The organism is Cellulomonas sp. URHE0023, assembly GCF_000688475.1.
Taxonomy (GTDB): domain Bacteria; phylum Actinomycetota; class Actinomycetes; order Actinomycetales; family Cellulomonadaceae; genus Cellulomonas.
The window spans coordinates 324,648-350,585 of sequence record NZ_JIAN01000007.1; the positions used below are offsets into that span (position 1 = coordinate 324,648).

At 71.5% G+C, this 25,938-nt stretch carries 26 protein-coding genes, 4 tRNA genes and 1 riboswitch; of the genes, 11 read left to right on the top strand and 19 right to left on the bottom strand.

Going from position 1 to position 25,938, the window contains the following annotated elements:
• Positions 1 to 95 precede the first annotated feature (95 nt).
• From ettA to N553_RS0114575, 4 genes are all read right to left on the bottom strand, one after another.
• Entirely contained in the window at positions 96 to 1,778 is a 1,683-nt protein-coding gene (gene ettA, locus N553_RS0114560) for an energy-dependent translational throttle protein EttA (RefSeq protein ID WP_028047145.1), read from the bottom strand.
• A gap of 162 nt (positions 1,779 to 1,940) precedes the next feature.
• Positions 1,941 to 2,471: a single-stranded DNA-binding protein gene (locus N553_RS22860; RefSeq protein ID WP_051640192.1), complete on the bottom strand. Its 531-nt coding sequence runs from the start codon at positions 2,469 to 2,471 to the stop codon at positions 1,941 to 1,943.
• A gap of 131 nt (positions 2,472 to 2,602) precedes the next feature.
• Positions 2,603 to 4,060 carry a GTPase gene (locus N553_RS22865; protein ID WP_034622558.1) on the bottom strand — a complete coding sequence of 486 codons (1,458 nt, stop codon included), beginning with the start codon at positions 4,058 to 4,060 and terminating at the stop codon, positions 2,603 to 2,605.
• A complete protein-coding gene (locus tag N553_RS0114575; RefSeq protein ID WP_028047146.1) occupies positions 4,057 to 5,781 on the bottom strand; it encodes a dynamin family protein in 1,725 nt (574 codons plus the stop codon). Before N553_RS0114575 ends, N553_RS22865 begins: the two co-directional genes overlap by 4 nt.
• Positions 5,782 to 6,153: 372 nt before the next feature.
• Between N553_RS0114575 and N553_RS0114580 the strand changes: the two genes are divergently transcribed.
• Positions 6,154 to 6,226: transfer RNA gene (locus tag N553_RS0114580), tRNA-Arg, on the top strand.
• Positions 6,227 to 6,413: 187 nt separating this feature from the next.
• The gene (locus N553_RS0114585) at positions 6,414 to 7,052 is read left to right on the top strand and encodes a maleylpyruvate isomerase N-terminal domain-containing protein (RefSeq protein ID WP_028047147.1); all 639 of its coding nucleotides are present in this window, start codon (positions 6,414 to 6,416) and stop codon (positions 7,050 to 7,052) included.
• Between the two features lie 127 nt (positions 7,053 to 7,179).
• On the opposite strand, the gene N553_RS0114590 is transcribed toward N553_RS0114585, so the two are convergent.
• The 7 genes from N553_RS0114590 to N553_RS22880 all read right to left on the bottom strand — a co-directional run bounded on the left by N553_RS0114590 (position 7,180) and on the right by N553_RS22880 (position 14,374).
• The gene (locus N553_RS0114590) at positions 7,180 to 8,862 is read right to left on the bottom strand and encodes an alpha-amylase family protein (RefSeq protein ID WP_028047148.1); all 1,683 of its coding nucleotides are present in this window, start codon (positions 8,860 to 8,862) and stop codon (positions 7,180 to 7,182) included.
• On the bottom strand, positions 8,859 to 9,890 hold the full coding sequence (locus tag N553_RS0114595) for a TIGR03885 family FMN-dependent LLM class oxidoreductase (RefSeq protein ID WP_028047149.1): 1,032 nt from the start codon (positions 9,888 to 9,890) through the stop codon (positions 8,859 to 8,861). Before N553_RS0114595 ends, N553_RS0114590 begins: the two co-directional genes overlap by 4 nt.
• 75 nt (positions 9,891 to 9,965) lie before the next feature.
• A complete protein-coding gene (locus N553_RS22870) occupies positions 9,966 to 10,751 on the bottom strand; it encodes an ABC transporter ATP-binding protein (protein WP_081844615.1) in 786 nt (261 codons plus the stop codon).
• Positions 10,729 to 11,730: an ABC transporter substrate-binding protein gene (locus N553_RS22875; protein ID WP_034622561.1), complete on the bottom strand. Its 1,002-nt coding sequence runs from the start codon at positions 11,728 to 11,730 to the stop codon at positions 10,729 to 10,731. Before N553_RS22875 ends, N553_RS22870 begins: the two co-directional genes overlap by 23 nt.
• Positions 11,727 to 12,515 (bottom strand): ABC transporter permease, encoded by a 789-nt coding sequence (locus tag N553_RS0114610; protein ID WP_028047150.1) that lies wholly within the window; start codon positions 12,513 to 12,515, stop codon positions 11,727 to 11,729. Before N553_RS0114610 ends, N553_RS22875 begins: the two co-directional genes overlap by 4 nt.
• A 4-nt stretch (positions 12,516 to 12,519) precedes the next feature.
• Positions 12,520 to 12,813 (bottom strand): thiamine-binding protein, encoded by a 294-nt coding sequence (locus N553_RS0114615; protein ID WP_028047151.1) that lies wholly within the window; start codon positions 12,811 to 12,813, stop codon positions 12,520 to 12,522.
• Between the two features lie 114 nt (positions 12,814 to 12,927).
• Positions 12,928 to 13,037: riboswitch (TPP riboswitch) on the bottom strand.
• Between the two features lie 14 nt (positions 13,038 to 13,051).
• Positions 13,052 to 14,374 carry an APC family permease gene (locus tag N553_RS22880; RefSeq protein WP_051640194.1) on the bottom strand — a complete coding sequence of 441 codons (1,323 nt, stop codon included), beginning with the start codon at positions 14,372 to 14,374 and terminating at the stop codon, positions 13,052 to 13,054.
• Positions 14,375 to 14,588: 214 nt separating this feature from the next.
• On the opposite strand from N553_RS22880, the gene N553_RS0114625 reads away from it, so the two are divergent.
• Together N553_RS0114625 and N553_RS0114630 are read left to right on the top strand one after the other, a co-directional pair.
• A complete protein-coding gene (locus N553_RS0114625; protein ID WP_028047152.1) occupies positions 14,589 to 14,780 on the top strand; it encodes a hypothetical protein in 192 nt (63 codons plus the stop codon).
• A 121-nt stretch (positions 14,781 to 14,901) separates the two neighbouring features.
• Positions 14,902 to 15,156 carry a hypothetical protein gene (locus N553_RS0114630; RefSeq protein WP_028047153.1) on the top strand — a complete coding sequence of 85 codons (255 nt, stop codon included), beginning with the start codon at positions 14,902 to 14,904 and terminating at the stop codon, positions 15,154 to 15,156.
• Here the strand turns inward: N553_RS0114630 and N553_RS22885 are convergent.
• Positions 15,153 to 15,836: a phosphatase PAP2 family protein gene (locus N553_RS22885; protein WP_034622565.1), complete on the bottom strand. Its 684-nt coding sequence runs from the start codon at positions 15,834 to 15,836 to the stop codon at positions 15,153 to 15,155. The two genes, N553_RS0114630 and N553_RS22885, sit on opposite strands and share 4 nt — an antisense overlap.
• Positions 15,837 to 15,910: 74 nt before the next feature.
• Between N553_RS22885 and orn the strand changes: the two genes are divergently transcribed.
• A complete protein-coding gene (orn, locus tag N553_RS0114640) occupies positions 15,911 to 16,582 on the top strand; it encodes an oligoribonuclease (protein WP_028047154.1) in 672 nt (223 codons plus the stop codon).
• 89 nt (positions 16,583 to 16,671) lie between these two features.
• Here the strand turns inward: orn and N553_RS0114645 are convergent.
• The 3 genes from N553_RS0114645 to N553_RS22890 all read right to left on the bottom strand — a co-directional run bounded on the left by N553_RS0114645 (position 16,672) and on the right by N553_RS22890 (position 18,814).
• Positions 16,672 to 16,747 (bottom strand) — tRNA-His (locus N553_RS0114645).
• Between the two features lie 103 nt (positions 16,748 to 16,850).
• Positions 16,851 to 17,774: a RimK family alpha-L-glutamate ligase gene (locus tag N553_RS0114650; protein ID WP_028047155.1), complete on the bottom strand. Its 924-nt coding sequence runs from the start codon at positions 17,772 to 17,774 to the stop codon at positions 16,851 to 16,853.
• Positions 17,771 to 18,814 carry an ABC transporter ATP-binding protein gene (locus N553_RS22890; RefSeq protein ID WP_051640195.1) on the bottom strand — a complete coding sequence of 348 codons (1,044 nt, stop codon included), beginning with the start codon at positions 18,812 to 18,814 and terminating at the stop codon, positions 17,771 to 17,773. The genes N553_RS0114650 and N553_RS22890 overlap by 4 nt, the downstream gene beginning before the upstream one ends.
• Positions 18,815 to 18,920: 106 nt before the next feature.
• On the opposite strand from N553_RS22890, the gene N553_RS0114660 reads away from it, so the two are divergent.
• The 3 genes from N553_RS0114660 (at position 18,921) to N553_RS0114670 (ending at position 21,439) form a co-directional block, all read left to right on the top strand.
• Positions 18,921 to 19,595 carry an ABC transporter permease gene (locus N553_RS0114660; RefSeq protein WP_028047156.1) on the top strand — a complete coding sequence of 225 codons (675 nt, stop codon included), beginning with the start codon at positions 18,921 to 18,923 and terminating at the stop codon, positions 19,593 to 19,595.
• 1 nt (position 19,596) lies between these two features.
• Entirely contained in the window at positions 19,597 to 20,364 is a 768-nt protein-coding gene (locus N553_RS0114665) for an ABC transporter permease (protein WP_028047157.1), read from the top strand.
• A 73-nt stretch (positions 20,365 to 20,437) separates the two neighbouring features.
• On the top strand, positions 20,438 to 21,439 hold the full coding sequence (locus N553_RS0114670) for a glycine betaine ABC transporter substrate-binding protein (protein WP_028047158.1): 1,002 nt from the start codon (positions 20,438 to 20,440) through the stop codon (positions 21,437 to 21,439).
• Between the two features lie 51 nt (positions 21,440 to 21,490).
• Here N553_RS0114670 and N553_RS0114675 read toward each other — a convergent pair whose 3' ends face one another.
• Positions 21,491 to 22,957, bottom strand: a complete 1,467-nt coding sequence (locus tag N553_RS0114675; RefSeq protein WP_028047159.1) for an NAD(P)/FAD-dependent oxidoreductase — start codon at positions 22,955 to 22,957, stop codon at positions 21,491 to 21,493.
• A gap of 320 nt (positions 22,958 to 23,277) precedes the next feature.
• Here N553_RS0114675 and N553_RS0114680 point away from each other — a divergent pair, with 320 nt between their 5' ends.
• Positions 23,278 to 24,246 (top strand): hypothetical protein, encoded by a 969-nt coding sequence (locus N553_RS0114680; RefSeq protein ID WP_156043853.1) that lies wholly within the window; start codon positions 23,278 to 23,280, stop codon positions 24,244 to 24,246.
• 61 nt (positions 24,247 to 24,307) lie between these two features.
• Here the strand turns inward: N553_RS0114680 and N553_RS0114685 are convergent.
• Positions 24,308 to 24,380: transfer RNA gene (locus N553_RS0114685), tRNA-Lys, on the bottom strand.
• 65 nt (positions 24,381 to 24,445) lie between these two features.
• Positions 24,446 to 24,676: a hypothetical protein gene (locus tag N553_RS0114690; RefSeq protein ID WP_028047161.1), complete on the bottom strand. Its 231-nt coding sequence runs from the start codon at positions 24,674 to 24,676 to the stop codon at positions 24,446 to 24,448.
• 168 nt (positions 24,677 to 24,844) lie between these two features.
• On the opposite strand from N553_RS0114690, the gene bcp reads away from it, so the two are divergent.
• Together bcp and N553_RS0114700 are read left to right on the top strand one after the other, a co-directional pair.
• Positions 24,845 to 25,312: a thioredoxin-dependent thiol peroxidase gene (gene bcp, locus N553_RS0114695; protein ID WP_028047162.1), complete on the top strand. Its 468-nt coding sequence runs from the start codon at positions 24,845 to 24,847 to the stop codon at positions 25,310 to 25,312.
• Positions 25,313 to 25,338: 26 nt separating this feature from the next.
• Positions 25,339 to 25,421 (top strand) — tRNA-Leu (locus tag N553_RS0114700).
• 55 nt (positions 25,422 to 25,476) lie between these two features.
• Here N553_RS0114700 and N553_RS0114710 read toward each other — a convergent pair.
• Entirely contained in the window at positions 25,477 to 25,851 is a 375-nt protein-coding gene (locus N553_RS0114710; protein WP_028047163.1) for a co-chaperone YbbN, read from the bottom strand.
• Positions 25,852 to 25,938: the final 87 nt, after the last annotated feature.

The following is a 25,938-nucleotide window of genomic DNA, read 5'->3' on the forward strand; positions in this document are numbered from 1 at the left end:
CGCGCCGACGGGCCTCGGGCCGGCCGCCGTGCGGGAACAGGGCGACGTCCCGGCGTGAGCGCGTCGTGCACGCCTCGCCGGGACGTCGCTGTCGATCAGTCGCGTCGCAGCTTGCGGTACGTGACGCGGTGCGGCCGGGCGGCGTCCGCCCCGAGACGCGCGACCTTGTTCTCCTCGTAGGACGCGAAGTTGCCCTCGAACCAGTACCAGTTCGACGGGTCCGCCTCCGTGCCCTCGTACGCCAGGATGTGCGTGGCCACGCGGTCGAGGAACCACCGGTCGTGGGAGACGACGACGGCGCAGCCCGGGAACTCGAGCAGGGCGTTCTCGAGCGAGCCGAGCGTCTCGACGTCCAGGTCGTTGGTGGGCTCGTCGAGCAGGAGCAGGTTCCCGCCCTGCTTGAGGGTGAGTGCGAGGTTGAGACGGTTGCGCTCACCACCCGAGAGGACTCCGGCCGGCTTCTGCTGGTCCGGGCCCTTGAAGCCGAACGCGGCGACATAGGCGCGCGACGGCATCTCGACGTTGCCGACCTTGAGGAAGTCGAGCCCGTCGGACACGACCTCGAACAAGGTCTTCTTGGGGTCGATCCCGCCACGCGACTGGTCGACGTACGAGATGTTGACCGTCTCGCCGACCTTGAGCTCGCCCGCGTCCAGGGGCTCGAGCCCGACGATCGTCTTGAACAGCGTGGTCTTGCCGACGCCGTTCGGGCCGATCACGCCGACGATGCCGTTGCGCGGCAGCGTGAAGCTCAGACCGTCGATGAGGACGCGCCCGTCGAAGCCCTTCTGCAGGTTGGCGGCCTCGAGCACGATCGCGCCCAGACGGGGCCCCGGCGGGATCTGGATCTCCTCGAAGTCCAGCTTCCTGGTGCGGTCCGCCTCGGCGGCCATCTCCTCGTAGCGCGCGAGGCGCGACTTCGACTTGGTCTGCCGGCCCTTGGCGTTGGACCGCACCCACTCCAGCTCCTCCTTGAGGCGCTTGGCGAGCTTGAGGTCCTTCTTGCCCTGGATGGCCAGGCGCTCCTGCTTCTTCTCCAGGTAGGTGGAGTAGTTGCCCTCGTACGGGTACAGGCGGCCGCGGTCGACCTCGCAGATCCACTCCGCGACGTGGTCGAGGAAGTACCGGTCGTGGGTCACCGCGAGGATCGCGCCCGGGTAGTCCTTGAGGTGCGCCTCCAGCCAGAGCACGCTCTCGGCGTCCAGGTGGTTGGTGGGCTCGTCGAGGAGCAGCAGGTCGGGCTTCTCGAGCAGCAGCTTGCACAGGGCGACGCGGCGGCGCTCACCACCGGACAGCACGCTCACGTCGGCGTCCGGCGGGGGGCAGCGCAGCGCGTCCATGGCCTGGTCCAGCTGGGCGTCCAGGTCCCACGCGTCGGCCGCGTCGATGGCCTCCTGCAGCACGCCCATCTCGGCGAGCAGCGCGTCGAAGTCGGCGTCGGGCTCTCCCATCAGCACGGAGATCTCGTTGTACCGGTCGAGCTTGCCCTTGATCTCGGCGACGCCCTCCTCGACGTTGCCGAGCACCGTCTTGGACTCGTTCAGCGGCGGCTCCTGCTGCAGGATGCCGACCGTGTAACCGGGGCTCAGGCGCGCCTCGCCGTTCGACGGCTGGTCGAGTCCGGCCATGATCTTGAGGATCGTCGACTTGCCCGCGCCGTTGGGCCCGACGACGCCGATCTTGGCGCCGGGCAGGAAGTTCAGCGTGACGTCGTCGAGGATGACCTTGTCCCCGTGCGCCTTGCGCGTCTTGTACATGGAGTAGATGAACTCAGCCACTGGCTCTTCGTCCGCCTCGGGTGCTCGTGGAGGTGCCCGCCTCGGCCGGGGGCCGACGACGCAGGCACTGCTGACCGGCACTCGCGACGCGATCGGCCGCGCGATACGTACGCGCGCGGGCCGACCGGCGTCGTCGGGTAGCCGGTGCCCCAGCCTAGGCGATCAGCGCACTGCGGCCAGTGCCGGGCCCACCTCCTCGTGCTCGACCACGTCCTCCGCCGGCACCAGGTTCTCGTCGTCGTCCTGGGCGACCTCCTCGAAGCCGCTGACATCGGTGGGCACCGGGGTCTGGCCCGGCGACGCATCGCCTGATCCGACGGTGGTGCTCACGGTCCGGGCGAAGTGACTGCTGCCGAAGGCCAGGTCGTGCCCGAGCGCAGTGGCCTCCAGGACGAGCGAGGTGCGCGGGCCCTGCTCGGAGATCCACTCCTCGGTGGACAGTCGTCCCTGCACGATCACGGGGTCGCCCTTGCGGAGCGACCGCGCGACGTTGAGCGCCGTGGTGCGCCACACCTTGACGTTGAACCACTCCGTCTGGCCGTCCTTCCACGCACCGGTCTGCTTGTCGAACCACCGGCGGGTGCTGCCGAGCCGGAACGTGCTGAACGGGGTGCCACCGTCCGTCTCGTGGAAGTTGCGCACCTCCGTGCCGATCCAGCCGACGACGGTCAGGTCCAGGGACTGCGTACTCATCGGTGCCTCCAGTGGCGTGCGCCCCGACGGGTGCGGGGCTCGTCCCACCAGCCTCGGGTCGCGCGGTTCGCCACGGGCGCCGAGCACGCAGGTCCGTGGAGAGACCGCGGTGGCAGGGGGCTGGGGGCGGGTCAGCCTCGTGCGGACGCGACGAGCTCGCGGACGGTCCGGTGCTCGGTGAGCACCTGCTCCGTCGGCACCAGGAGCCGTGCCCGGCAGACGCTCTCGAGCACCGCCCGGCCGTCACGGAGCACGCGATCGGACCGGCGCCGCGCTGCGGCCGAGCGCGCCGCCCTGCTCGCCACGAACGCAGCGACCGCGGCCACCAGGGCGACGACCGCCACCACAGGGGCCCAGGTGCCGGCACCGCCATCGCCCGCTCTCGACCCCACCGCCACGGCACCGAGCACCACAGCTGCGACGGCCAGGACCAGCGCCGCGACGAGCAGACCCAGCGCCAGCGCGGACCGGCGCGTGGTCAGGCTGAGCTCGGAGATCGCGTCCGCGACCGCCATCCGCAGCTCTGCGGTGGACGCGATACGAGATCCGATGTCCTGCGCCCACCGCTTGGGCATCCCGTGCGTCGCGGCCCTGAGCCACAGCTCTCGGGCGAGACCGACCGCGTCCTCCTGCACGGCACCGAACCCCTGGGCCGCGGGAGACCCGCCGCGGACCGCCGTCGCGACGGATCCCGCCACGGCAGACAGACCCACCGATCGGGTGAGTGACTCGACGGTCTCCGCGACGGACAGCGTCGTGGGTTCGCGGGCCGCGACGTGCTGCTCGACGGCCGCCACAGCGTCGTTGATCTCGGTGCCCGCGTGCCGGGCCGCCAGCGACTGGGACGCGACGACGCCCGCGAGGGCCGCACGCAGTGCTTTGATCCCCTCGCCGGTCGTGGCCGACGCGGACGTCACGGGTACCCCCGTCAGGCCGTCGTCGACGAGGAGCCGCTCGAGGTCCGCGATGAGCGCCGGGCGCACCTCGGGCGGAACCGTGTCCACCTGGTTGAGCACGACGACCATCGAGGACTCGTGGCCGACGAGCTGGCGGAGGTATCCGGTGTGGAGCGCGTCGTCGGCGTACTTCTGCGGGTCGACGACCCACGCGAGCAGGTCGGCCTGCGGGATCAGCCGGTCGACCACCTCCCGGTGCTCGGGTGCGATCGAGTCGTGGTCGGGCAGGTCCAGGAGCACGAGCCCGCGAAGCGACGCCTCCGACTCGCCGTCCAGCAGGCTCTCGCGGGCGATCCGTCGCTCCGGAAGGACACCTAGCCAGTCGAGCAGCGCCTCCGCGCCGTTGCCCCACACGCAGGCGGTGATCTCCGACGTGGTGGGCCGGCGCACCCCGACGTCGGCGAACTGCAGCCCGCTGATGGCGTTGAACAGGCTCGACTTGCCCGAACCGGTGCCTCCGACGAGTGCGACGACCGTGTGGTCGACGCCGAGCGCGAGACGTGCCCGGACGACGTCGATCGTCGCGGAGACACGCTCCACCGTCGCGGGTGGCACCCGACCGTCTGCCACCGCCAGCGCCCGGTCGAGTGCGTCGACGCGTGCGGTGAGCTGGGTGGTCTCGTCCGTCGTCACGTGAGTCCCTTGAGCACGGCCAGCCGCAGCCGCAGGCGCGACGCCGCGTCGTCGGCCAGATCGGGGTCTGCGAGGACGTCGCCGACGGCGGCCCGCTCGAGGGCGACCTGCGCTGCGACGCGGTCCTCGAGGTCGGTGCGCAGCTCGTCGGCAGCCCTCTCGCCCGCCTCGTCGATCAGCACGACCAGCAGGTCGCGTGCACCCTGGACACCTGCAGCCGCCGCGAGCGCGACTGCGGCGAGCCCGTCGTCCCCCAGCGACCGCTCGGCCTTGCGGCGACGCCGTGCCCGGCGCGACGCGTCGACGTCAGGCGCCGCGGCGAGCGCCGCTCGGACCACCCGCACGCCTTGCGCGGTCCACGCCCGCGCCGCCTGGTCGGCCGCGGCCCGACGGTTGCTCCCCGGGGCCCACGACGCCTCGACCGACGGCCCCCCGGCAGGGCCCTGCGGCGCGACGAGCGCTGCGCGCAACGCCTGCTCGGCGTGCCCGCCCGCGGCGGTCAGTGTCGCGGTCACCGCATGCACGAGGTCCTCGACGAGCGGCGCGACCTGTGCCGAACGAGTCCGACCGTCGCGGGCCGACCCACGGACGCGGCCCCTGCGGGACACGACCCGGTCGAGGGCACCGCGCGCAGACGTCAGCTCGGACCATCGCGCGCGCACCGCACCGTCTGCGACGGCACCCTCGCGGATCGCATCGGCCGCCTGGACGGCCGAGGCATCGAGTGCCGCGTCGAGCACGACGCCGATCGCCGCCGCCGCGTCCGCCTGCGCCTGGACGGCCTCCGCGAGCTCGTCGACCCACGGACGCAGCGCCGCGAGCGAGCCGCGCAGGGTGCGGCCGATGACCGTACGGGCCCTGTCCGGGCCGGCCAGCATCGCGAGCCAGCGCTGGATGGGCGACACGGAGGACGCCGGCAGCAGGCCTTCATGGGGGCCGAGGTCAGGGACCACGAACAACGGTGATCCCTGCAGCCCGTTCTCGCGCAGACGTCCCAGGAGGTCACCGCGCACGGTCGGCAGCGACGCCGGGGGCACCCTGTTGAGCACCATCGCGATGGACGCTCCCCGCTCGACGGCACCCTGCAGCACGCGCCACGGCAGCGCGTCCCCGTACCGGGCCGCGGTCGTCACGAAGAGCCACAGGTCCGCCGCCTCGAGCAGGCGGTGCGCTGACTCCCGGTTCGACTCGAGCACGGAGTCGAGGTCAGGGGCATCCAGCAGCGCGATCCCCCGGACCATGTTGTCGTCCGCCACGACGCTCACCGACTCCAGCACCGGATGGTGCGAGAGGAGCTCGGTGTCCAACGGGTGGTGCACGAGCACCGGTCGGCGTGTGGTCGGCCGCAGCACACCGGCCGTGCTGACCTCCTTGCCGACCAGTGAGTTCACGAGCGTCGACTTACCGGCCCCGGTCGAGCCGGACACGACGACGACCGCAGGTGCCGAGAGCTCGGTCAACCTCGGGACGAGGTGCTCGCCGAGCTGGTCCACGAGCCGGTCCCGTGACGCGCGGGCGGCCTCGATCCCCGGGATCTCCAGCGGGAACCCGGTCTTCTCGACGTCGCGCCGCAGGTCCTTGACCGCGTCCAGCAGCGACGTCTGCGCGAGCGGCCTGGACAGGATCTCGCGAGGGTCGTCCGCGATGTGGCGCGGCGAGCCGACCAGTGGCTGCGCGTACTGCGCTGGCTGCACTGGAGCCGTGCCGGGCTGCGCGCTCACGCGCCCATTGTCCCGGTGTGATCTGACCTGGCAAAACGCCACGCGGTGCCGAATCGGGACGGTTCACCCACGGGGGCCGCGCAGACGCGTCATCTGCACGCCGACGCCGCCGTCCTCCGGCGCGTTGCCCACCCGGTGGAACGCCGGTCGACGATGCCTCCCGCGCCCGCGGTCGACGCCCCGCCAAGGACGGCGCAAGCGAGCGAGGACGACACTCGTGCCGTCACCGCGCCGACCAGGCCGCGGACCAGTGTGTGCCCGCCCGTGGTGCGTGAGGCACACCCACTGGACCCGACGTCGGGGAGATACCCTGTGCGGCGAGGTTCGGCCAGGCCCCCGCCCGGGTGGCTCGGCCCGTGCCCTTGATGTCCCGCCCCCGTAGCTCAATGGATAGAGCAACGGCCTTCTAATCCGTAGGTTGCAGGTTCGAGTCCTGCCGGGGGCACGTAGCGTGCTGGGGCTGTGCCCTGAACGGCGCCGTGGCACGAGCGCGGGCATGGCGACGATCCACGGACGAGCGGACATCTGTGCGCGCCGCCAGCAGGCGCGTGGTGGGGGTAGCCGCGATCGACTCCGAAGTAGGGAGCGTCGGGCTCGCCGCGCTGCCCGGACGTCGTGCCAGACTGCCCGGCATGGCTGACGTAGAACGCTACGACGACGTGTTTCTGCAGGCCGGCGCGGTGGCGCTCGGCCTCGTCACCCTGCCGGAGGTCGCGGCGCACTGGACCGAGCCGAGCGCGCTCACGGGTCTGTCGACGGGTGCGCTGGCCTGCCACCTCGGCAACCAGGTCGTGCGTGCGGCCGAGCTCCTCCCGCGGACCACAGACCAGCAGCCGCTCGAGACGGTCGACGAGCACTACGCCCGCTCTGCGTGGGTCACGGCAGAGCCGGAGGACCCGGTCATGGACCGCACGAGCGACGAGGACCTGGCTGTGGCCGGCGCGGCCGCCCTGAGAGAGCGGGTGACCTCGCACCTCGACGTCGTCCGCGAGCTCTTGGCGCGGGGGGCCGCATCGGAGGTGGTGCCTGTGCCCTGGCAAGGGTGGTCGCTGCGTCGCGACGACTTCTTGCTGACCCGGATGCTCGAGGTCGTGGTGCATGGCGACGACCTCGCGGTGAGCGTCGGCGTCCCGACGCCGCAGTTTCCGGACGCGCTGTTCGCGCCGGTGCGTGACCTGCTCGTTCGGCTCGCGGTTCACCGGCACGGCCAGTCCGCGGTGGTCAGCACGCTCGCGCGCAGCGAGCGTGGCAAACCGATCAGCGCGTTCTGAGCCCGGACGCTGGCCGGCGAGGCGTCACACGCGTCGCGCACCACGCGCACAGCTCGACGACGTCGGCCGCGCTGGGTCGTCGACCACCGCTCGGTCGCGAGCGGTGGCTCGACTCACCACCCACCTGTCACAGGAGCCGGCGGTCGCCCTCGCGGACCACCCGTAGCCAGCGGTAGCCGTAGCCGTCGAGCTCGACCTGCGTGGTGCCGCGCGCGTCGATCGTGCATCCCCCGTCCTGCAGCAGGTCGAGCAGCTGGACGGTGTCGTCGCAGTCCCCCAGCCGCAGCGGGACCATCGCCGGCTCGGGGCCCAGGTTGTGCAGCGCGACCAGCGACCCGTCGTCCCAGGTGCTCCTGTGAGCGAGGACCGCGGGGTGCGGCTGCTGGAGGATCTCCGCACGGCTCGACCAGCCCAGCTCGGGGCACTCCCGGTAACGCCGGACCAGGAGCTGGACGAACGCGAGAAGCGAGTCGGGGTCCCGGCGCTGGTCGGCGACGTTCACGTGCTCGGGCGAGAAGCCGCCGTCGGTCACCGGTCCGGAGAGCGTGCGCTTCGGCGCCCGGGAGAAGCCGCCGTTCGGCCCGGAGGTCCACTGCATCGGGGTGCGGACCGCCAGGCGTCCTTCGGCGTCAAGGTTCTCGCCCATGCCGATCTCCTCGCCGTAGAAGAGCACCGGGGTCCCGGGCAGCGAGAAGAGCAGCGAGTAGACCATCCTGATGCGCCGCGGGTCGCCGCCGAGCATCGTCGGAAGGCGTCGGCGCAGACCACGGTCGTACAGCTGCATGTCAGGGTCCGGACCGAAGGCGTCGAACACCTCCTGCCTCTCGTCCTGCGACAGCTTGTCCAGCGTCAGCTCGTCGTGGTTGCGGACGAACGTGGCCCACTGCGCGTCGTGCGGGATCTCGGGCCGCTGCTCCAGCGCCTCGGCGATCGGCCGGGCGTCCTGCCGCGCCAGCGCCAGGTAGAGGTTCTGCATCCCGATGAAGTCGAACTGCAGGGTCAGCTCGTCGCTGTCGGCGCCGTCGCCACCGAAGTAGCGCTTCTGCTCCGCGTACGGCAGGTTGACCTCGCCCATCAGGATCGCGTCGCCCACCCGCCGCGTGAGGAACGCACGCAGCTCCTTGAGGAAGTCGTGCTTGTCGACGATGTCGTCACCGGGTGCGTCGGCGGCGTCGGCGAGGAAGAACGGCACGGCGTCCACCCGGAACCCGCTGAGGCCCAGTTCCGCCCAGTACCCGATGACCTTCGCGATCGCGTCCCTGACCTCCGGGTTCGCCGTGTTGAGGTCCGGCTGCTGGTGGTAGAACGTGTGTCGGTACCACTCCCCCGTGGCGTCGTCCTTGGTCCAGATGCCGGTCTCCTTGTCGGGGAAGACCACCTTGTCCTTGGTCGACGGCGGCTTGTCCGATCGCCACACGTAGAAGTCGCGGTAGGGGCTGTCCTTGCTCTTGCGCGCGCTCTGGAACCACGGGTGCTTCTCGGAGGTGTGATTCACGACGAGGTCGACGATCACCCGGATCCCGCGGTCCTTCGCCGTCCGGATCACCTCGACCAGGTCGCCCGCGGTGCCGAGTCGGGGGTCCACGCCGTAGAAGTCGGAGATGTCGTAGCCGTCGTCGTAGTCGGCCGTCGGGTAGAACGGCATCAGCCACAGGCAGGTGATGCCCAGGTCGGCCAGGTGGTCGATGCGCTGGACGAGGCCGGGCAGGTCGCCGATGCCGTCGTCGTTCCAGTCCATGAACGTCTCGACGTCCAGGCAGTAGATGACGGCGTTCTTCCACCACAGGTCACCGGTGTCGTGGATCCTCATGCGGTCACCTGCTTCAGCTGCGGGAGGACGTGCTCGGCGGCCATGTCGACGAACGCCTCGAGCGTCGCGCTGCGCGGGGTGCTCGTCGGTGCGACGTCGTCGTGCTTGTCGTGGTTCGGCACCGGGTCGGTCGCCACCTGATGCAGGTAGATCGCGTCGAAGCCGATGGCCGCCAGCTCGCTCAGGCGGTCGGCGAGCCGCGCGGGGTCGTGGTCGACGAGCACGGTGCGTCGGACGGTGTCGTCGCTGACGTGCTCGCCGACCTGGTCGAACGCCTCCGGGGTATCCAGGTCCCACGCGACGGGCGGACCGATCACCTGGCTGCGGAACTGCTCCCTGGCGACCGCCAGTGCGGCGTCCGCATCGGGCGCCCAGGAGACGTGCACCTGCAACGCGACCTGGCCTCGGCCCCCGGCGGCCCGGTACTCGTGCACCACCTGCTCGAGGACCTCCGGACTCTGGTTCACCGTGACCAGTCCGTCGGCCCAGCCGGCGTGCGCGCGGGCGGTCGCGGGTGTGACGGCCGGGCCGATGAGCAGCGGCTTCTCCTCCGGGAGGGTCCAGAGCTTGGCGCGGTCCACCGTGACCAGCCCGTGGTGCGTGACCTCCTCACCGTCGAGGAGCGCGCGGATGATGTCGACGCACTCCCGAAGGCGTGCGTCCCGCTCCGTCTTGGCCGGCCAGCGCGCACCGGTGATGTGCTCGTTGACGTTCTCCCCCGAGCCCAGCGCCACCCAGAACCGACCGGGGAACATCGCTGCCAGGCTCGCGACCGCCTGCGCGACGATCGCGGGGTGGTACCGCTGGCCGGGTGCGTTCACGACACCGAACGGCAGCCGCGTCGTCGCCATCGCGGCGCCGAGCCACGTCCAGGCGAACCCGGAGTGCCCCTGCCGGACGGACCAGGGCGCCCAGTGGTCCGAGCACATGGCGGCGTCGAAGCCCGCCTGCTCAGCGCGCTGGGACGCCGCCAGGAGCGCGGCGGGATGGACCTGCTCGTGCGAGTTGTGGAATCCGACGATGGTCATGGGGATCGGTTCTACCGGGTTCGTCCGGATCCTGCGCGGTGAGCAGCGAGGTTCTGCGTTGAGCCCAGCCGGTCGTCACCGGTCCCTGCGGTCGAGCGCCGCCAGCAGCGTCCGCCGAGCGGGGTCGTGCTCGCCCGGGGGTACCGGAAGGTCCAGGACGACGCGACCGGGCCGTTCGGAGAGCACCAGCACCCGGTCGGCGAGGAGCAGCGCCTCGTCGACGTCATGCGTGACGAGCACGACCGTGCGCCTCACCTCGCCGGGACCACCGTGGCCGGTGAGATCGAGGCCCGCCAACCAGGCGTTCATCCGCCGTCGGGTGAGGGCGTCGAGTGCGCCGAAGGGCTCGTCGAGCAGGAGCACCGGCCAACCGGGCAGGCACGTCCGCAGGAGGGCGAGCCGCTGGCGCATGCCACCCGACAGCTCGTGCGGCCACGACCGCTCGAACCCGGTGAGGCCGAACTCGTCGAACAGGTCACGGGCCGTGGCCAGTGCTTCCGTCCGGTCGAGGCCCGCGATCCGGGCGCCGATCAGCGCGTTCGGCAGGGCCCTGCGCCACGGGAGCAACCCGTCGCGCTGCGGCATCCACGCCGACCCGCCCACGCGGGTCACGGAGCGCGCCGACACGGTCGCCCCGCTGGGCGCCAGACCCGCAAGGACACGGAGCAACGTCGACTTCCCGCAGCCCGACGGACCGACGACCGCGACGAACTCGCCGCGCCCCACCCGCAGGTCGACGTCGCGTAGCGCCACGACCTCACCGCGTCCGCCCGCGCCGGGGAACGTGACGGTCAGCCCGGCCACCTCCAGAACAGGTGCGCTCCCCGTCGCCGGCGCGTCAACCAGCGGGAAGGAAGTCATTGGTCCAGGCCGCGTCGGTGTCGAACGTCGACGGCGCCAGCTCGTTGTCCTGCAGGAAGCCGACGAAGTCGTCCCAGACCTGCGCCTGCTGCACTCCCCAGTGCTCCGGGTCGTCGGTGTACCGGGGAGCGAGCCACCGTGCACTGCGGCTCAGCAGGTCCTCGTCGATCTCGGGAGCGGCCTCCTTGATGGCGTCGGCGGCGGCCTGCGGGTCGGTGATCGCGTCCTCGTAGCCCCGGGTCAGGGCCCCGACGAAGTCACGGACCAGTGCGGGGTCGTGGTCGATGTGCTCCTGGGACGTCGCCACGAGCGGGGTGTACCAGTCGGGGATGCAGTCGGTGTGGTCGAGGAACGGCATCGTCGAGACGTCCAGGCCGTCGAGGTCCCGGAGCCTGATGGTGTCCCACCCGTCGAACACCCAGGCGGCGTCGAACTGGTGCTCGGTGAGCCCGATGCGGAAGTCGTCGCTGGCCAGAGGTGGCATCGTCACGGCGTCGGGGTCGCCCCCGTCGCACGAGACGAGCGTGCGGATGAGCGCCTCCTCGAGCTCCGAGCCGTAGGACCCGTAGGAGTGGCCGGCGAGGTCCCGGGGCCGGCTGATGCCGGCCGACGTCAGGGAGATCAGGCTCGACGTGTTGTGCTGGATGACGGCCGCCACCGAGACGACGTCGGCCCCCTTCTCCCGCGCCGGCACGAGACCCTCGGCCACGGAGTACGCGAAGTCCGCCTGTCCGGCGGCGAGCAGCTGCAGGCCCGAGGTGTCGCCGGGCTGGACGATCGTGACGTCGAGCCCGGCATCGGAGAAGTAGCCGCGTTCCTGCGCGATGTAGAGACCGGAGTGGTTGGTGTTGGGCGTCCAGTCGAGGATGACCGAGACGGGACGCCGGTCCTGCGACGGGTCGCCGGCCTGGGCCGTCGAGCACGCGGACAGCACGGCCAGGCTCGCGACAGCCACGAGCAGGCGGGTGGGGACGGTCATGAGCGGGTCCTTCCGGGACGGGTGAGGAGGTTGGCGGTGGGTCGCTGCCACGGGGTGGCGATCCTGGCGAGCCCGTCGACGAGCACGAACAGCACGCCGGTCAGCAGGGCGACCAGGACGACGGCGACGAGGATCTGGTCCACCTCGTAGCCCTTGCGCGAGCGCTGGATGAAGACGCCCAGGCCGCTCTGGCCGGCGAGGTACTCCGCGACGACCGCCGCCCCGATGGCGTAGGTCGCGGCGACGCGAAGCCCGCCGAGGGCGCCCGGCACGGACGCGGGGAGCTGCACGAGCCAGAACTGGTGCCGCCGCGTCCCGCCGAGTCCGGCGACCATCTCGGCGTGCTCTGCGTCGACGGCCGCCATGGCGGTCACCGAGGCGACGAGCACCGGGAAGAAGGCCGTCAGCGCGACGAGCACGACCTTGGGCAGCAGACCGAACCCGGCCCACAGGATGAGCAGCGGTGCCAGCACCACCGTCGGGATCGTCTGCGTGAGCGTGACCAGCGGGTAGAGCGTGTCGGACAGCAGCGGGAACGCGCCGATCAGGACGGCGAGCACAAGGCCGACGACGGCGCCGACGAGCAGCCCGAGGCTCGCCTCGGTCAACGTCGTCGCGACGTCCGGACCGAGCAGTGGTGCGACGTCGACCGCCGCACGCGCGACCGCGGTCGGGGCGGGCAGGACGAAGGCGGAGACGCCCGAGGCGCGGACGCCGACCTCCCAGCCCACGAGCAGAACGAGGGCGGCGACCGTCGGCGCGACGACGCGTCGCCAACGGAGCATGACGTCAGGCCCGGAACTTGCCGACGAGGTCCTGGATCGTCGGTCCGTCGTCGTCCCTGCTCTGGCCGACCTTGATGACGCTCGAGACGCCTGCCGCCCCGGCCTGCACGGTGGCCTCGTGCACGGCGCGCAGCAGCGGCCACAGCTGGTCGGGGGTTCCCTGGATGGTGGTCCCCATCGCGCCGACCTCGTAGACAAGCCCGGACGTCTGGATGACGGCGATCGCTGCGTCGACGTAGGCGTACCGGTCGTCGTCGGTTCCGCTGGGGCGTGGTGAGACCTGGATCTGTGCGAGCACGGAGTTCCTCCGGGGTGGTCGGAACTGGGCACGTCGCAACAGGTCGACCCGTACCGGGACGACGACGACGGCACCCGGCAACGGCCAGAAGACCGCCCACGCCGCGCTCGGTGGCGCTTCCCTCCGCTGGCATTACCCAGTTCAGGTTCTCGGGTCGACATGCGCTGGCACCTGGCGGTGTCGCGGCACGTCCTCTCAGCCCGGCTGTCCCGAGCTCCCCTGCGTTGGCGGGACGAACCTACCGGGAACGGGCGGGGACGTCAGCGGCCTTCTCACCCAGTGGTCGCCGGGCACGACCGAACCTACGCACAGCACCGACGACGACCGCGACCAGCCCGAGGGCGACGGGCACCACGAGGTGCCAGCCGGCGAGCGCGGCCAGCACCAGCGAGAGCCCGCACGCGACGACCGCGCACCACCAGCCCGCGCTCCCCCGGTCGAGCAGCCGTACGGCGGCCGCGGACCCGAGCGCGTAGACGGCCACCATGCAGGTCGTGTGCACGAGCACGAACGGCTCGAGGTCACCTCCGGTGGCGACGACGAGGCCGAAGTACGCGAACGAGAGCAAGGCGACCACGAGCAAGGCCCGTCGAGGCACGCCGCCGGGCTGCGCACCGTCCGCGAACCACCGCGGCAGGTCTCCGTCCCGTCCTAAGGACGCCCCCAGCTTGGCGAACGCACCGACGTAGGCACCGAGCACCCCGAGCGTCACGATCCCCGCGACCAGGGCGACCGCGACCCGCCCGGCACCTGGGAGGCCCACGTCGACGAGATCCATCAACGGGACGTCGGACACGGAGCCGCCGAGCGCCGTCACCGCGACGTACTGCAACGACAGGTACGCGACCCCGACGACCACCAGGGCGATCGCCGTGGCACGCGGGATGGTGCGCCGTGGGTCTCGGAACTCCCCGGCCAGGTGCGTCACGGCCTCCCAGCCGGCGAATGCCCACACGAACAGGCTCGCCGCGGTGCCGACACCCGACCAGCCGTTCGGGAGGAACGGGGTCAGGGCTGTGGGGTCCGACGACGGCAGGGACGCGAGCACGACGAGAACCACGAGGAGCACGAGCGCGCCCGTGAGCACGAGCTGCACCGGACCGCTCAGCCGCAGCCCTACCGCGTTCGTGACCAAGGGCGGCAGCAGGAGCACCGCGCCGACCACGTACACCTGGAGCTGCGACCCGCCGAGCATCGCGACGACGTACTGCGCACCGACCAGCGACACGACCGGCGCGCCCACGCAGACGCCGAAGAAGAACCAGTAGCCGGTCGCCCGCGCGGACGTCGGTCCGAGCGCGAGCCGGACGTAGGTGGCGACGCCCCCGGAGTCGGGGTGCCTGGTCGCCAGAGCGGCAAAGGTCGCAGCCAGCGGGACCGACATGGCAAGGACCCCTGCCACTGCCAGCAGCGACGCCGGTCCGGCGGCGCGCGTGGCGAGCGTGGGCAGCAGCAGGATCCCCGTGCCGAGCACCGCCGCGACGTACAGCGCTGAACCGAGCAGCAGGCCGATCCGGCCGGTGTCTGCCGGTGCACGGGTGGGGGTGACGGCGGTACTCACCGGCCGAGTATGAACGGGGCGATCACACCGACGACATGCGGCAGACGGTCGTCGTTCGTCAAGATCCAGCCGCAGCGGAGCGGCGCCGGATCCTCGTCGGAAGGTGCCGCAAAAAAGGCGTGACCACGACCACACGTGCGTGGTCGAGTAGCCCCACACCACCACATCGACCCGGGCAACCGCCCTGGCCGAGCCATGCCCGAAGGAGATTCCTGTGCATCCCGCCAGCACGTTCGAGCTGCACCGTCACGAGTACGTCCAGCGCCTGGCCCGCTCCCAGCAGGAGCGCGTCGTCGAGGCGGCCCGCGCGGACAGACAACCGTCCGAGAACACGCGGCGCCCCCCTGATCCGCGGCGTGCGACCAGCCCGTCGGTGGCCTTCGCCGGTGTGGTCAGCGCACGCTGAGCACCGCCGAGCACCCGACCAGGGCGCGGACCGGAAACCGGTCCGCGCCCTTTCACGTCTGACCTGGGTCGTCGTGCCACGATGACGCCATGCCCGCCGCGACCCCAGCCCTCTCCCGCTGATGGGACGGCACGCCTCGCCCGGACCGGAGCCCGAGCCGGTTCCCGAACCCGTGACGCCGGGGCGTCGCCTCGTGATCTGGGTCGAGCGCGTCCTGCTCGGCCTCGCGGCGGGCGCGGGCATCCTCGCGGTGCTGCGCTGGGCGGGTACGCCGTGGACGTCGTCGATCTGGATCGCGGCCGCCGTCGCCGTCCTCGTACCCGCGGCCGCGTGGCTGGCCTCGACCGTCCCGGGGCACGAGCACCATCGCCCCTAGCGGAGTCGACCCGTGTGTCGTCGGTCGATGATGGACACCACCCCGAGCACCACCACCGCGAGCGCCACGGCGGCGACGACGTCCGTCACGAAGTGGAAGCCCAGGTACAGCCTGCTGAGCCCGACGAGCACAGTGCCGATGACGGTCGCGAGCCCCCACGCGACGATGAGACCGGGCGAGGGCCGGCGGCTGCAGACGAGGTAGCCGGCGACGAGCAGGAACGTCGCGGTGCCCAGGGTGTGCCCGGACGGGAACGACGCGGTGTGCGGGGCCCCGAGGACGAACATCGTCTCGCTCGGCGGGCGAGGGCGGGCGACCAGGCCTTTCACCGTGAGCCCGAGCAGCGCCGCCCCGGCTGTGGCACCGGCGAGCAGGACCGGCCGCCACCACTCCTGAGCGGCCCGAGCCCACACGACGCACCCCACGGCGACGCCGACCGGCATGACGACAGGACCCGTGAGGAAGGTGATCGTCGCCAGCACCGCGGTCCAGCCCGAGGTCCGGTGCGCCACGAGCCACTCCAGGACGGGCTCGTCGAGGTTCGAGAGGTCGTCCTGCTCGCGCACGCTGTCCAGGACGGAGAAGAACACCAGAAGCCCGAGCACGATGAGCACGAGGCCGGGCAGCACGGCCCACACGAAGGGCCGGACGCGCACCGGGTCGGTCTCGCTGGTGGTCACGGACGCGACGCTAGCGCGGTCCGGCACGGATTCTCGGGCGCACCGCACCGCTGTGACCGCCTAGGCTGACCAGCGTGACCAGCACGCCGACGCCCGCGCCCGCACCCACCGGACACGAGAGTGCCGACCGCATCGTCTGGATCGACTGCGAGATGACCGGTCTCGACCTGGGTGCCGATGCGCTCGTCGAGGTGGCCGCCGTGGTCACGGACTCGGAGCTGAACGTCCTCGGTGAGGGCGTCGACGTGATCATCTCGCCGCCCCGCGAGGCCCTCGAGCAGATGAACGACTTCGTGCGCGCGATGCACACCACGTCGGGTCTGCTCGACGAGCTCGCCGGCGGCACGACGATCGCCGACGCGCAGGAGCGCGTGCTCGACTACATCCGCCAGTGGGTACCCGAGTCGGGCAAGGCCCCGCTGGCGGGCAACTCGGTGGGCACCGACAAGACGTTCCTGGACCGCGACATGACCGAGCTCGTCGGCTACCTGCACTACCGGGTCATCGACGTGTCCTCGATCAAGGAGCTGGCACGGCGCTGGTACCCGCGCGTGTACTTCGCGTCACCGCGCAAGAACGGCGGTCACCGCGCGCTGGCCGACATCCTGGAGAGCATCGACGAGCTGCGGTACTACCGCGCCGCGCTTCTCCCGGCGCAGCCCGGCCCGGACTCGGCCGTCGCGAAGAAGATCGCCGCCGACGTCGTCGCGACGTCCGTGAAGGGTGCGCTCCTCTCGGAAAGCTGAGGGAGCAGCTTCTTTCTCGCCGCCTGCACGACCCCCGACGCCGGGAACGGCGACGGGCGCCGACCACGGATGGTCGACGCCCGACGCGATGGGGTGGCTAACGGGACTTGAACCCGCGACCCCCTGGACCACAACCAGGTGCTCTACCACCTGAGCTATAGCCACCACGATCCCCCGACGCGTACGCCGGGGCGTCGAGAAGTGTACCTGAGCGTCGCGGGTGTTCTGACATCCGCCGTCCCGACCCCCGGACCCGGCGGGCGGTCGCTCAGAGCCGCGCGGCGACCGCGTCGGCGAACCGCTGCGCCGACCCCTCGGCGTGCGAGAAGAACAGCGACGGCTCGGTGAGCTCGACCTCGAGGACCACGGGCGCACCGTCGTCGTCCGGGATCAGGTCGACGCGTGCGTACAGGAGCGGTCCGTCGACGCCGGGCACCAGGTCCGGGAGAGCCGCGACCACGCGGTCGGCCACTGCACGCTCGGCGTCGCTGGCGGAACGCTCGATCAGCTGGGTGTGCAGGTACAGCTCGTCGGTGAGCCCTGCGCGGTACGGGCCCTCGAGCAGCGCGGCCTTGCGCACGGAGTGGCTGAACTCGCCGTCGACGTAGACCAGCGCAGTCTCGCCGGCGGTGTCCACGTTGCGCAGGTAGCGCTGGATCATGACCCGACGGCCCGCGACGAGCAGGTTCTTCGCGTGCGTGATCGCCAGGGAACGTTGCTGCGTGACACCCGCGTTGTACCGACCCGTGTCGCGCGCGCCCGCGCTGACCGTCGGCTTGACGACGAAGTCTCCGAACGCCGGGAACCTCGTGTGGATCGCGCGGGAGTCGAAGTTGCGCTCGGGGTCCAGCCAGATCGTCGGCACGATGGGCAGACCGGCGCCCTCCAGGTCTCGGAGGTACTTCTTGTCGATGTTCCAGCCGACGACCGCCGCGGGGTTGAACAGGCTCGTGGTCTGCTCGACCCGACGGGCCCAGTCCGCGAACTCGTCCGGTCGCTCCGTGTAGTCCCACGTCGAACGGATCACCGCGTGCGGGTACGCCGCCCAGTCGACCGCGGGGTCGTCCCAGACGACGGCGTCGACGGCGATCCCCCGCTCGGCGAGCGCGTCACGCAGCGCGCGGTTGTCCTGGTCGAGGTCGGGGAGCTCGGCGCAGGTCACGAGGGCGACGCGGGCTGTGGTCGGGGTCACGAGCGCACTGTACCGACGGCGGTGTCGTGCACGTCAGTGACCTGCGTCTCGTCGGGGTGGTCCGCGGTCACGCGATCGAGCGCCCTGACCACGGTCGCGGGGGTCGCGCTTCCCACGACGGCGCCCCGTTGGTCCACCACCTGCACGGTCTGGTTCGCGCCGACGAACGAGTGCAGGACCTCGCCCAGCTCGGTGCCCAGGACGACAGGCGTCCCTGAGCCCTCGACGACAGGATCCACGTCGGCGAGCTCGAGGCGACCGAGCGCGAGCAGCCGTGCCGTGCGTCCGCGCCCGACGAGCTCGGCCACCGCAGGTGAGGCGGGACGCGCCACCACGTCGAGCGGCGCTGCCAGCTGCTCGATGCGGGCTCCTGTGCTCAGGACCGCGACCCGGTCCGCCATCCGCACGGCCTCGTCGATGTCGTGGGTCACGAGGATCACGGTGGTGCCGAGCGCTCGCTGGATCCGCGCGAACTCTGCCTGGAGCCGCTGCCGGCCCACAGGGTCAACCGCCCCGAACGGCTCGTCCATGAGCAGGACGGGCGGGTCGGTCGCCAGCGCACGCGCAACCCCGACCCGCTGGCGCTCACCACCCGAGAGCTCGTGCGGGTACCGCCGCGCGTACCGTTCCGGGGCGAGACCGACCAGGTCCAGCAGCTCGTCCACGCGCGACGCGGTGCGCCTGCGGTCCCAGCCGAGCAGGCCGGGCACCGTCGCCACGTTCTGCGCGACCGTCCGGTGCGGGAACAGGCCGACGTTCTGGATGACGTACCCCATCCGCCTGCGCAGCTTCACCGGGTCGACCCGGGTGACGTCCTCACCCTCGAGCCTGATGCGTCCGGACGTCGGCTCGACGAGCCGGTTCGCCATGCGCAGCGTGGTCGACTTGCCGCAGCCGGAGGGCCCGACGAGGACGAGCACCTCATGCTGCCGGACCTCGAGGGTCAGGTCGTCGACCGCCGACGCGGCGCGGCCGTCCTTCGAGCGTGCGTCATAGACCTTGCGCACGTGCTCGAAGCTGATCGCCGGTTCGTCCGTCACCTCAGGGAGGCTAGTCCGTGGGTGTGACGCGCGCAGCGCGCGGCAGCGGTCGCCGCCCGTCGGACCGGCCCTGCAGGTGTCGGTGGCTCGCCCTAGGGTCGTGACCATGCATTTCGCCGAGGCGCCACCCAACCCGTGGTTCTCGTGGCAGTACATCGAGCGCAACAGCGCCGACATCGCGCGCGCCCTGGAGCAGCACGTCTCCTTGACGCTCGAGGCGGTCGCCATCGCGTTCGTCCTCGCACTGCCCCTCGCCGCGCTCGCACACCTGCGTCCGCGGCTCGCCGGACCGGTGCTCGGGGTCGCGGGTGTCCTCTACACGATCCCCTCCCTGGCACTGTTCGCCGTCCTCGCGCCCTACACCGGGATCGGCCGCACCACCGTGCTCATCGGTCTCGTCTCGTACGCGCTGCTCGTGCTGACGCGCAACGTGCTGGTGGGGCTTCAAGGGGTCGACCCGGCCGTCCGGGACGCCGCACGTGGAATGGGATACGGGCGAGGGCGGTTGCTGCTCTCCGTGGAGCTACCGCAGGCGTTGCCGAGCGTCGTCGCAGGCCTGAGGCTTGCGACCGTGACGACGGTGGCGCTCGTGACCGTCGGCGTGGTGGTCGGCTACGGCGGCCTCGGGACGCTGATGTTCCGAGGGTTCCGCAGCAACTACCACGCCGAGATCATGACGGCGACGGTGCTCTGCCTCCTTCTGGCGCTGCTCTTCGACCTGGTCATCGCCGGCGTCGGGCGACGACTCACGCCGTGGTCCCGCGTCGAGAGCCCGGTCTGACATGTCGGTCTTCCAGGAGGCTCTCGCGTGGTTGAACGACCCGCTGAACTGGACGGGTCGCGGCGGCGTGCTGGCGCTCACCAAGGCGCACGTCATCGTCTCGACCCTGGCGGTGCTGCTGGCCGCGGCGGTGACCATGCCCCTGGCGCTCTGGCTGGGCCACCGTCGGCGTGGGGCCAGGGCCGGCGTCGTCGTGGCCAACACCACACGCGCGCTGCCCACGCTGGCCCTGCTGACGCTGCTCGCCGCGAGCGGACTCTTCGGCAACACCGCGACGGTGCTGGCCTGCGCGGTGTTCGCCGTCCCACCCCTGCTGACCAACACGGTGACAGGTCTGGGGGACGTCGACGCGGACGTGCGCGACGCCGCGCGAGGGGTCGGCATGTCGGGTGCCCGGAGCCTGTGGGCGGTCGAGGTGCCGCTCGCGATCCCCTTGATCGCCGCCGGTCTGCGGACCGCGTCGGTGCAGGTCGTCGCCACGGTGCCGCTCGCTGCGCTCGTCGGTGGTCGAAGCCTCGGCTCGATCGTCGTCGAAGGCTTCGGCCTCCAGAACTACGGCCAGGTGCTCGCCGGTGGTCTGCTCGTCGCGGCGCTCTGCCTCGTCGTCGAGGGCCTGCTGGCCCTCCTGCAGCACGTGTCCACCCCACCCGGTCTGCGCTCGCTCGCCCGCGAGTCCTCCACCCGTCGCACGCGGACCCGGTCCAGCCGGCCGTCACCGGTTGCCGAGCCCGTCACCACCGGATCGAATGGGCCCAGCCCATCCTCCTGACTCACCGGGGACGGCACCGCCGTCACCCTCCGGGAACCCTCCCTCCCCCGCACCACAGCCCGAGGAGAGCACCATGCGAGCATCCCGCTCAGCCGTTCTGACCCTGATCGCAGCAGCCACCCTGGTGCTCAGCGCCTGCGGCGACCCCGGCTCGGGTGGAGGTGAGGCCGAACCGACCTCGTCCGGATCCGCCGGTCTGGCCACCTGTGACCCCGTGGCCGGAGACAAGCTCGTCGTCCTGACCGACGACAAGGGCCTGCAGAACGCGGACAACATCATCCCGGCCGTGAACAAGGCGGCCGCGGACGCCAACCCGGCCATCATCGACGCGCTGGACACCGTGTCCGCGGCCCTCGACACGGACAAGCTGATCCAGCTCAACAAGGCGGTGGACGTCGACCGGCGCACCTCGAGCGAGGTTGCCGCGGAGTTCGTCGAGACCGAGAAGCTCGCAGCGGCCGACCCCGCCGCCGGGTCCGGCACGTCGCTGACGGTCGGTGCCGCCAACTTCTCAGAGAGCTCGACGCTCGCCGAGATCTACGCGGCGGTGCTGCGTACGGCCGGCTTCGACGTGACGGTGCAGACGGTCGGCAACCGCGAGACGTACCTGCCTGCCCTCCAGGACGGGACGCTCGCGGCCGTCCCCGAGTACGCGGCGACACTCGCCGACTTCCTCAACGGCAAGGCCAACGGTGCTGACGCTGCTTCCGTGGCGTCGGCCGACGTCGATGCGACCGTCGGGGCCCTCGAGCCCCTCGCGGAGGCAGCAGGTCTGGCCGTCGGCACCCCCTCCGCCGCGCAGGACCAGAACGCATTCGCCGTGACCGACGCGTTCGCCGACGAGCACGGCGTGAAGACCCTCAGCGACCTGGCCGCGACCTGCGGCGGTCTCGTCCTGGCCGGTCCCGCCGAGTGCCCCGAGCGGCCGTTCTGCCAGCTCGGGCTCGAGGACACGTACGGGCTCGAGTTCGGGGAGTTCAAGTCCTACGACTTCGGCCTCATCGGGCAGGCGGTGCTCAAGGGTGACGCGGCGATCGGCCTCGTGCTCTCGAGCGACGGGGCTCTGGCTGGCTGAACCAGTCGGACGGGCGGGTCGCAGCTCGAGGCGACCCGCCCGTCCGGTCGTCTACAGGCCTGCGGACTCCAGGAGTCGCAGCCACACCTCGCTCACCGTCGGGTACGAGGGCACCGCATGCCAGAGCCGGTCCAGCGGGACCTGGCCCACGACCGCGATGGTTGCGGCGTGCAGCAGCTCCGCGACGTCCGGCCCGACGAACGTCGCGCCGACGATCACGGCCCGCGTCTCGTCGACGAGCATCTGGGCACGACCGGCGTAGCCGGGCGCCAGCACGTACGCCCCGGCCACGTTCGCGATGTCGTACCCGACGACCCGCACCTGCAGCCCGCGGTCGCGGGCAGCCTGTTCGGTCAGACCCACCCACGCCACCTCGGGCCGCGTGAAGACGACCTGAGGAACCGAGGCCTCATCCGCAGTCGCCCGATAGCGGCTCCACGGCGTCGCGGCCGCCTCGTCGGCCGCCGACAGCCCACCGTGCTCCGCATCCTTCGCACCGGCCTTCGCTCCGAACCGCGCCGCGATGACGTCACCCACGACGCGTGCGTCGTACTTGCCCTGGTGGGTCGTCGCGGTCCGCCCGGACACGTCGCCGACGGCGAACAGCCACCCGCCGTCCACGTCCGTGGCCTGCAGCCGGTCGTCGACGGCCACCGCCTTTCCGGCAGCCAGCCCGACCGTCTCGAGCCCGAGGTCGGACGTGCGCGGTCGGCGCCCGGTCGCCACGAGCACCTCGTCCACGACCAGGTCAGGTGCACCGTCCAGGGACAGGTGCACACCGTCGTCGTCTCGTCGCGCGGAGCGCGTCTGCGTGCCGAACAGGACCGTGACGCCGAGCGCCCGCAGCCCGTCCGCGACCGCCTGGCTCGCGAACGGTTCGGCCGGGGCAAGAACGCGGTCGCCGCGCACGACCAGGGTGACATCACTTCCCAGGTCCGCGAACGCGGTGGCCATCTCGACCCCCACCACCCCGCCGCCGAGCACGGCCAGGCGTGCGGGCACCAGCTGCGCCGAGGTCGCCTCGCGGCTGGTCCACGGCTCGACCTCCGCGAGCCCCTCGATGCTCGGCATCACGGGTTCAGACCCCGTCGCGATCACGACCGCATGCCGCGCGGTGACCCGGGCGGGCCCCCCGGAACCGTCGATGGCGAGCTCTCGCGGCGCGGTCAGCCGCGCGTGGCCGCGCAGGACCGTGATCCCCGCGCCCTGCGCCCAGTCCACCTGCGACCCGTCGTCCCAGTGGTGCGCGACGTCGTCGCGGGTCGCGAACGTCGCGGCGACGTCGACGGCACCCGACACCCCTGCGCCCGCTACTGCGCGCGCCGCCGCGAGCACCGCCCCGGGGCGGAGCAGCGCCTTGGACGGCATGCATGCCCAGTACGAGCACTCGCCGCCGACGAGTGCGTGCTCGACGAGCGCGACTCTGAGCCCCGTGCGCCCGGCCCTGTCGGCGACGTTCTCCCCGACGGCCCCGGCGCCGACCACGACGACGTCGAACTCCTGTGCGTGCTCGGTCATCACTCACCCCGTCCGTCCGTGCCGGCGCTCGCCGGCTGCATGCCCATCGTCGCCGCAGACGGTCCGGTCCGCAGTGGCACCGGGATCTGTCAGGCACGCGGGGCATGCTCATGATTCACCCCGTTAAAGGGGCGAATTGCCCTGATTTCTCCCCCTACGCTCGAAGCACCGCTTGTTGCGCACGTCACATTGGGGGATCTGAGATGCGCCGGTTGCTGGGTGTTGCGTTCGTCGTCATCGTTCTTGTCGCTGGTTCTGCCGGCGCAGCATCCGCGGATCCACCACCACCGGTCCGGTGCGGCGACACCGTGTCCGGTGACGTGACGCTCACCCGGAGCCTGAGGTGCCCGGGTGTCGCGCTGCACCTCGCCGGCTCGACGCAGATCGACCTGGGCGGGTTCAGCCTGCGCGGGCCCGGCAAGGACTCCGGCGTACCGGCGCTCGAGTTCGTCGGCTGGGAGGACCCCCAGACGCTCGGCGTCCGGAACGGCACCCTCAAGGACTGGGGTCTCCTGGTCAGCAGCGGGGGCAGCCCTACCGTGACCACCTCTGCCGTGAACGTCGCCGACCTCGGCCAGTTCACCGACGCGGTGTACACCGCCGTGACGATCGAGTCCTCGCGCTACCGCAACGCCGGCGCCATCGGTGCGTTCTCGGTCACGACGACACGGATCTCCGACTCGGTCCTCAGCGCGACGTGGCTCCAGAGCGCCGGGTACGGAAACATCACGGTCGAGCGGTCGACCATCAAGGACGTGCCCGGCGCAGCCATCGCGGTGAGCGAAGGCATCGTGAACCTGACGGACTCCCGGCTCACGAACAACGGCGTCGGCATCTCGAGCGCGTGGACCGGCACCCACGTCAGTCGCTCGGTGCTGAAGTCCAACGGGGTCGCGATCCAGACCGACTCCGGCGGTGACGTCTTCGGTGAGTGGACCGACTCGATCGCCGACTCCACGTTCGTCGACAACGGCACCGCGCTGCAGCTCGGCGTCAACGCGACGGTGACGGGGAACGACTTCCGACGCAACGAGCACGCCGTGGACTCGCGGACGGGCGGCTCGTTCCTGGAGGCCACGATCGCCCTCGAGGCGAACTCGCTCACGCACAACGGCGACGCGATCTACGTGGACGGCCCGTCGTCACTCAAGGACAACCGGGCGATCGCGAACACCGGGATCGGGATCTACACCCCTCGGGCCACAGACCTGGGCGGGAACGTCGCCTACCGGAACGGTGTGTCCCCGCAGTGCACCGGCGTCGTGTGCGCGTCGGCGCCCATCTCCTAGGACCGCTGAGCATGACGAACGCCCCGGACCGCATCACTGCTGTCCGGGGCGTTCGGGGTTGTGCGCCATCAGGGACTCGAACCCCGAACCCGCTGATTAAGAGTCAGCTGCTCTGCCAATTGAGCTAATGGCGCGCGGTGTGAAAGTTACCAGGCGAGGGGCCCGATCTGCCAATCGGACAGACCGGTCGTGACGACCGTCACGCCTCGGGGTCGGGAGCACCGCCAGCCGGCGCCGGACCGCTCTCCTGCTCCCACCAGGCATCCTCCGGCAAGCCCTCGTCCTCGAGGATCTGCGCCGAGGTGGACTCCGGCGTGACGAGGTCGACGAGCAGCGCGAGCGGCACGTGCTCGGCGAGCAGGTCCTTGACCGGCTGGATCGCGTCGTCTGCCGGCACCTCGAGATCGGGCCTGGCCTCGTCCTCGGTCATGGGTCGACCTCCTGTCCTGTGTCGGTCGTCCGAGGCACCATGCCACCACCACACCGCGCTGGGGGCAAGGCGCCGCGCGGGGTGCCGGCTCGGGGCGCGCGCTGGGCTCGCCGCACCTTGGTCGACGTACGATTGCGGCGCATCCCCGCCCAGTCCCCAGGAGACCACGTGCCCCGCCTCGCCGTCGGCGATATCGCGCCCGACTTCACGCTGCAGACCGCCGACGGGGGCAGCGTCACACTGTCGGACCTGCGCGGACGCCACGTGATCGTCTACTTCTACCCCGCGGCGATGACGCCCGGCTGCACCACGCAGGCGTGCGACTTCCGGGACAACCTCGCGTCGCTGCAGGCGGCCGGGTACGCCGTGGTCGGTGTCTCCCCCGACGCTCTGCCGGCCCTGGCCAAGTTCGTGGCCGCCGAGCACCTGACGTTCCCGTTGGCCTCGGACCCGGAACGTTCCGTGCTCGAGGGCTGGGGCGCCTGGGGTGAGAAGTCGCTGTACGGCAAGACGGTGACCGGGGTCATCCGCTCGACCGTCGTCGTCGACCCCGAGGGCCGCGTCCAGCTCGCGCAGTACAACGTCAAGGCCACCGGGCACGTCGCCAAGCTACGCAGGGACCTCAAGGTCGTGTAGCGGCCCCGGGCCGAGAGGCCCGCGACGCGGGAGTGGTGAAATGGCAGCCACGCCAGGTTTAGGTCCTGGTGCCCGAGAGGGCGTGCGGGTTCGACTCCCGTCTCCCGCACCGAACGTCGAAGGACCGGCCACCCCCGAGGAGGCGACCGGTCCTTCGAGACGGCTCAGGCCGTGGGCGTCGACGCCTTCGCGGCGATCGTCGCACGGACCTCGTCCATGTCGAGCGCCTGGATCGCGTCGACCACCTGTGCCAACGCCGGGGCAGGCAGCGCGCCGGCCTGGTTGAACACCAGGATCCCGTCACGGAAGCCCATCAGCGTGGGGATCGAGAAGATCTGCAGCTCGGCTGCCAGCTCCTGCTCGGCCTCCGTGTCCACCTTCGCGTGCACGATGTCCGGGTGGTTCTCGCTCGACTCCTCGAAGACGGGGCCGAACCGCTTGCACGGGCCGCACCACTCCGCCCAGAAGTCGATCAGGACGATCCCGTTCTCCTTGATCGTCGGACCGATCGTCGAGCCGGTGAGCTCGGTCGTCGCCATGTCTTTCCTCCAGTCTTCGGTTACCGCCTGCTAGAGCGCTGGACGAACTCCCACTATTCCCTGGCGCACCGGGGTGATGCTCACCTC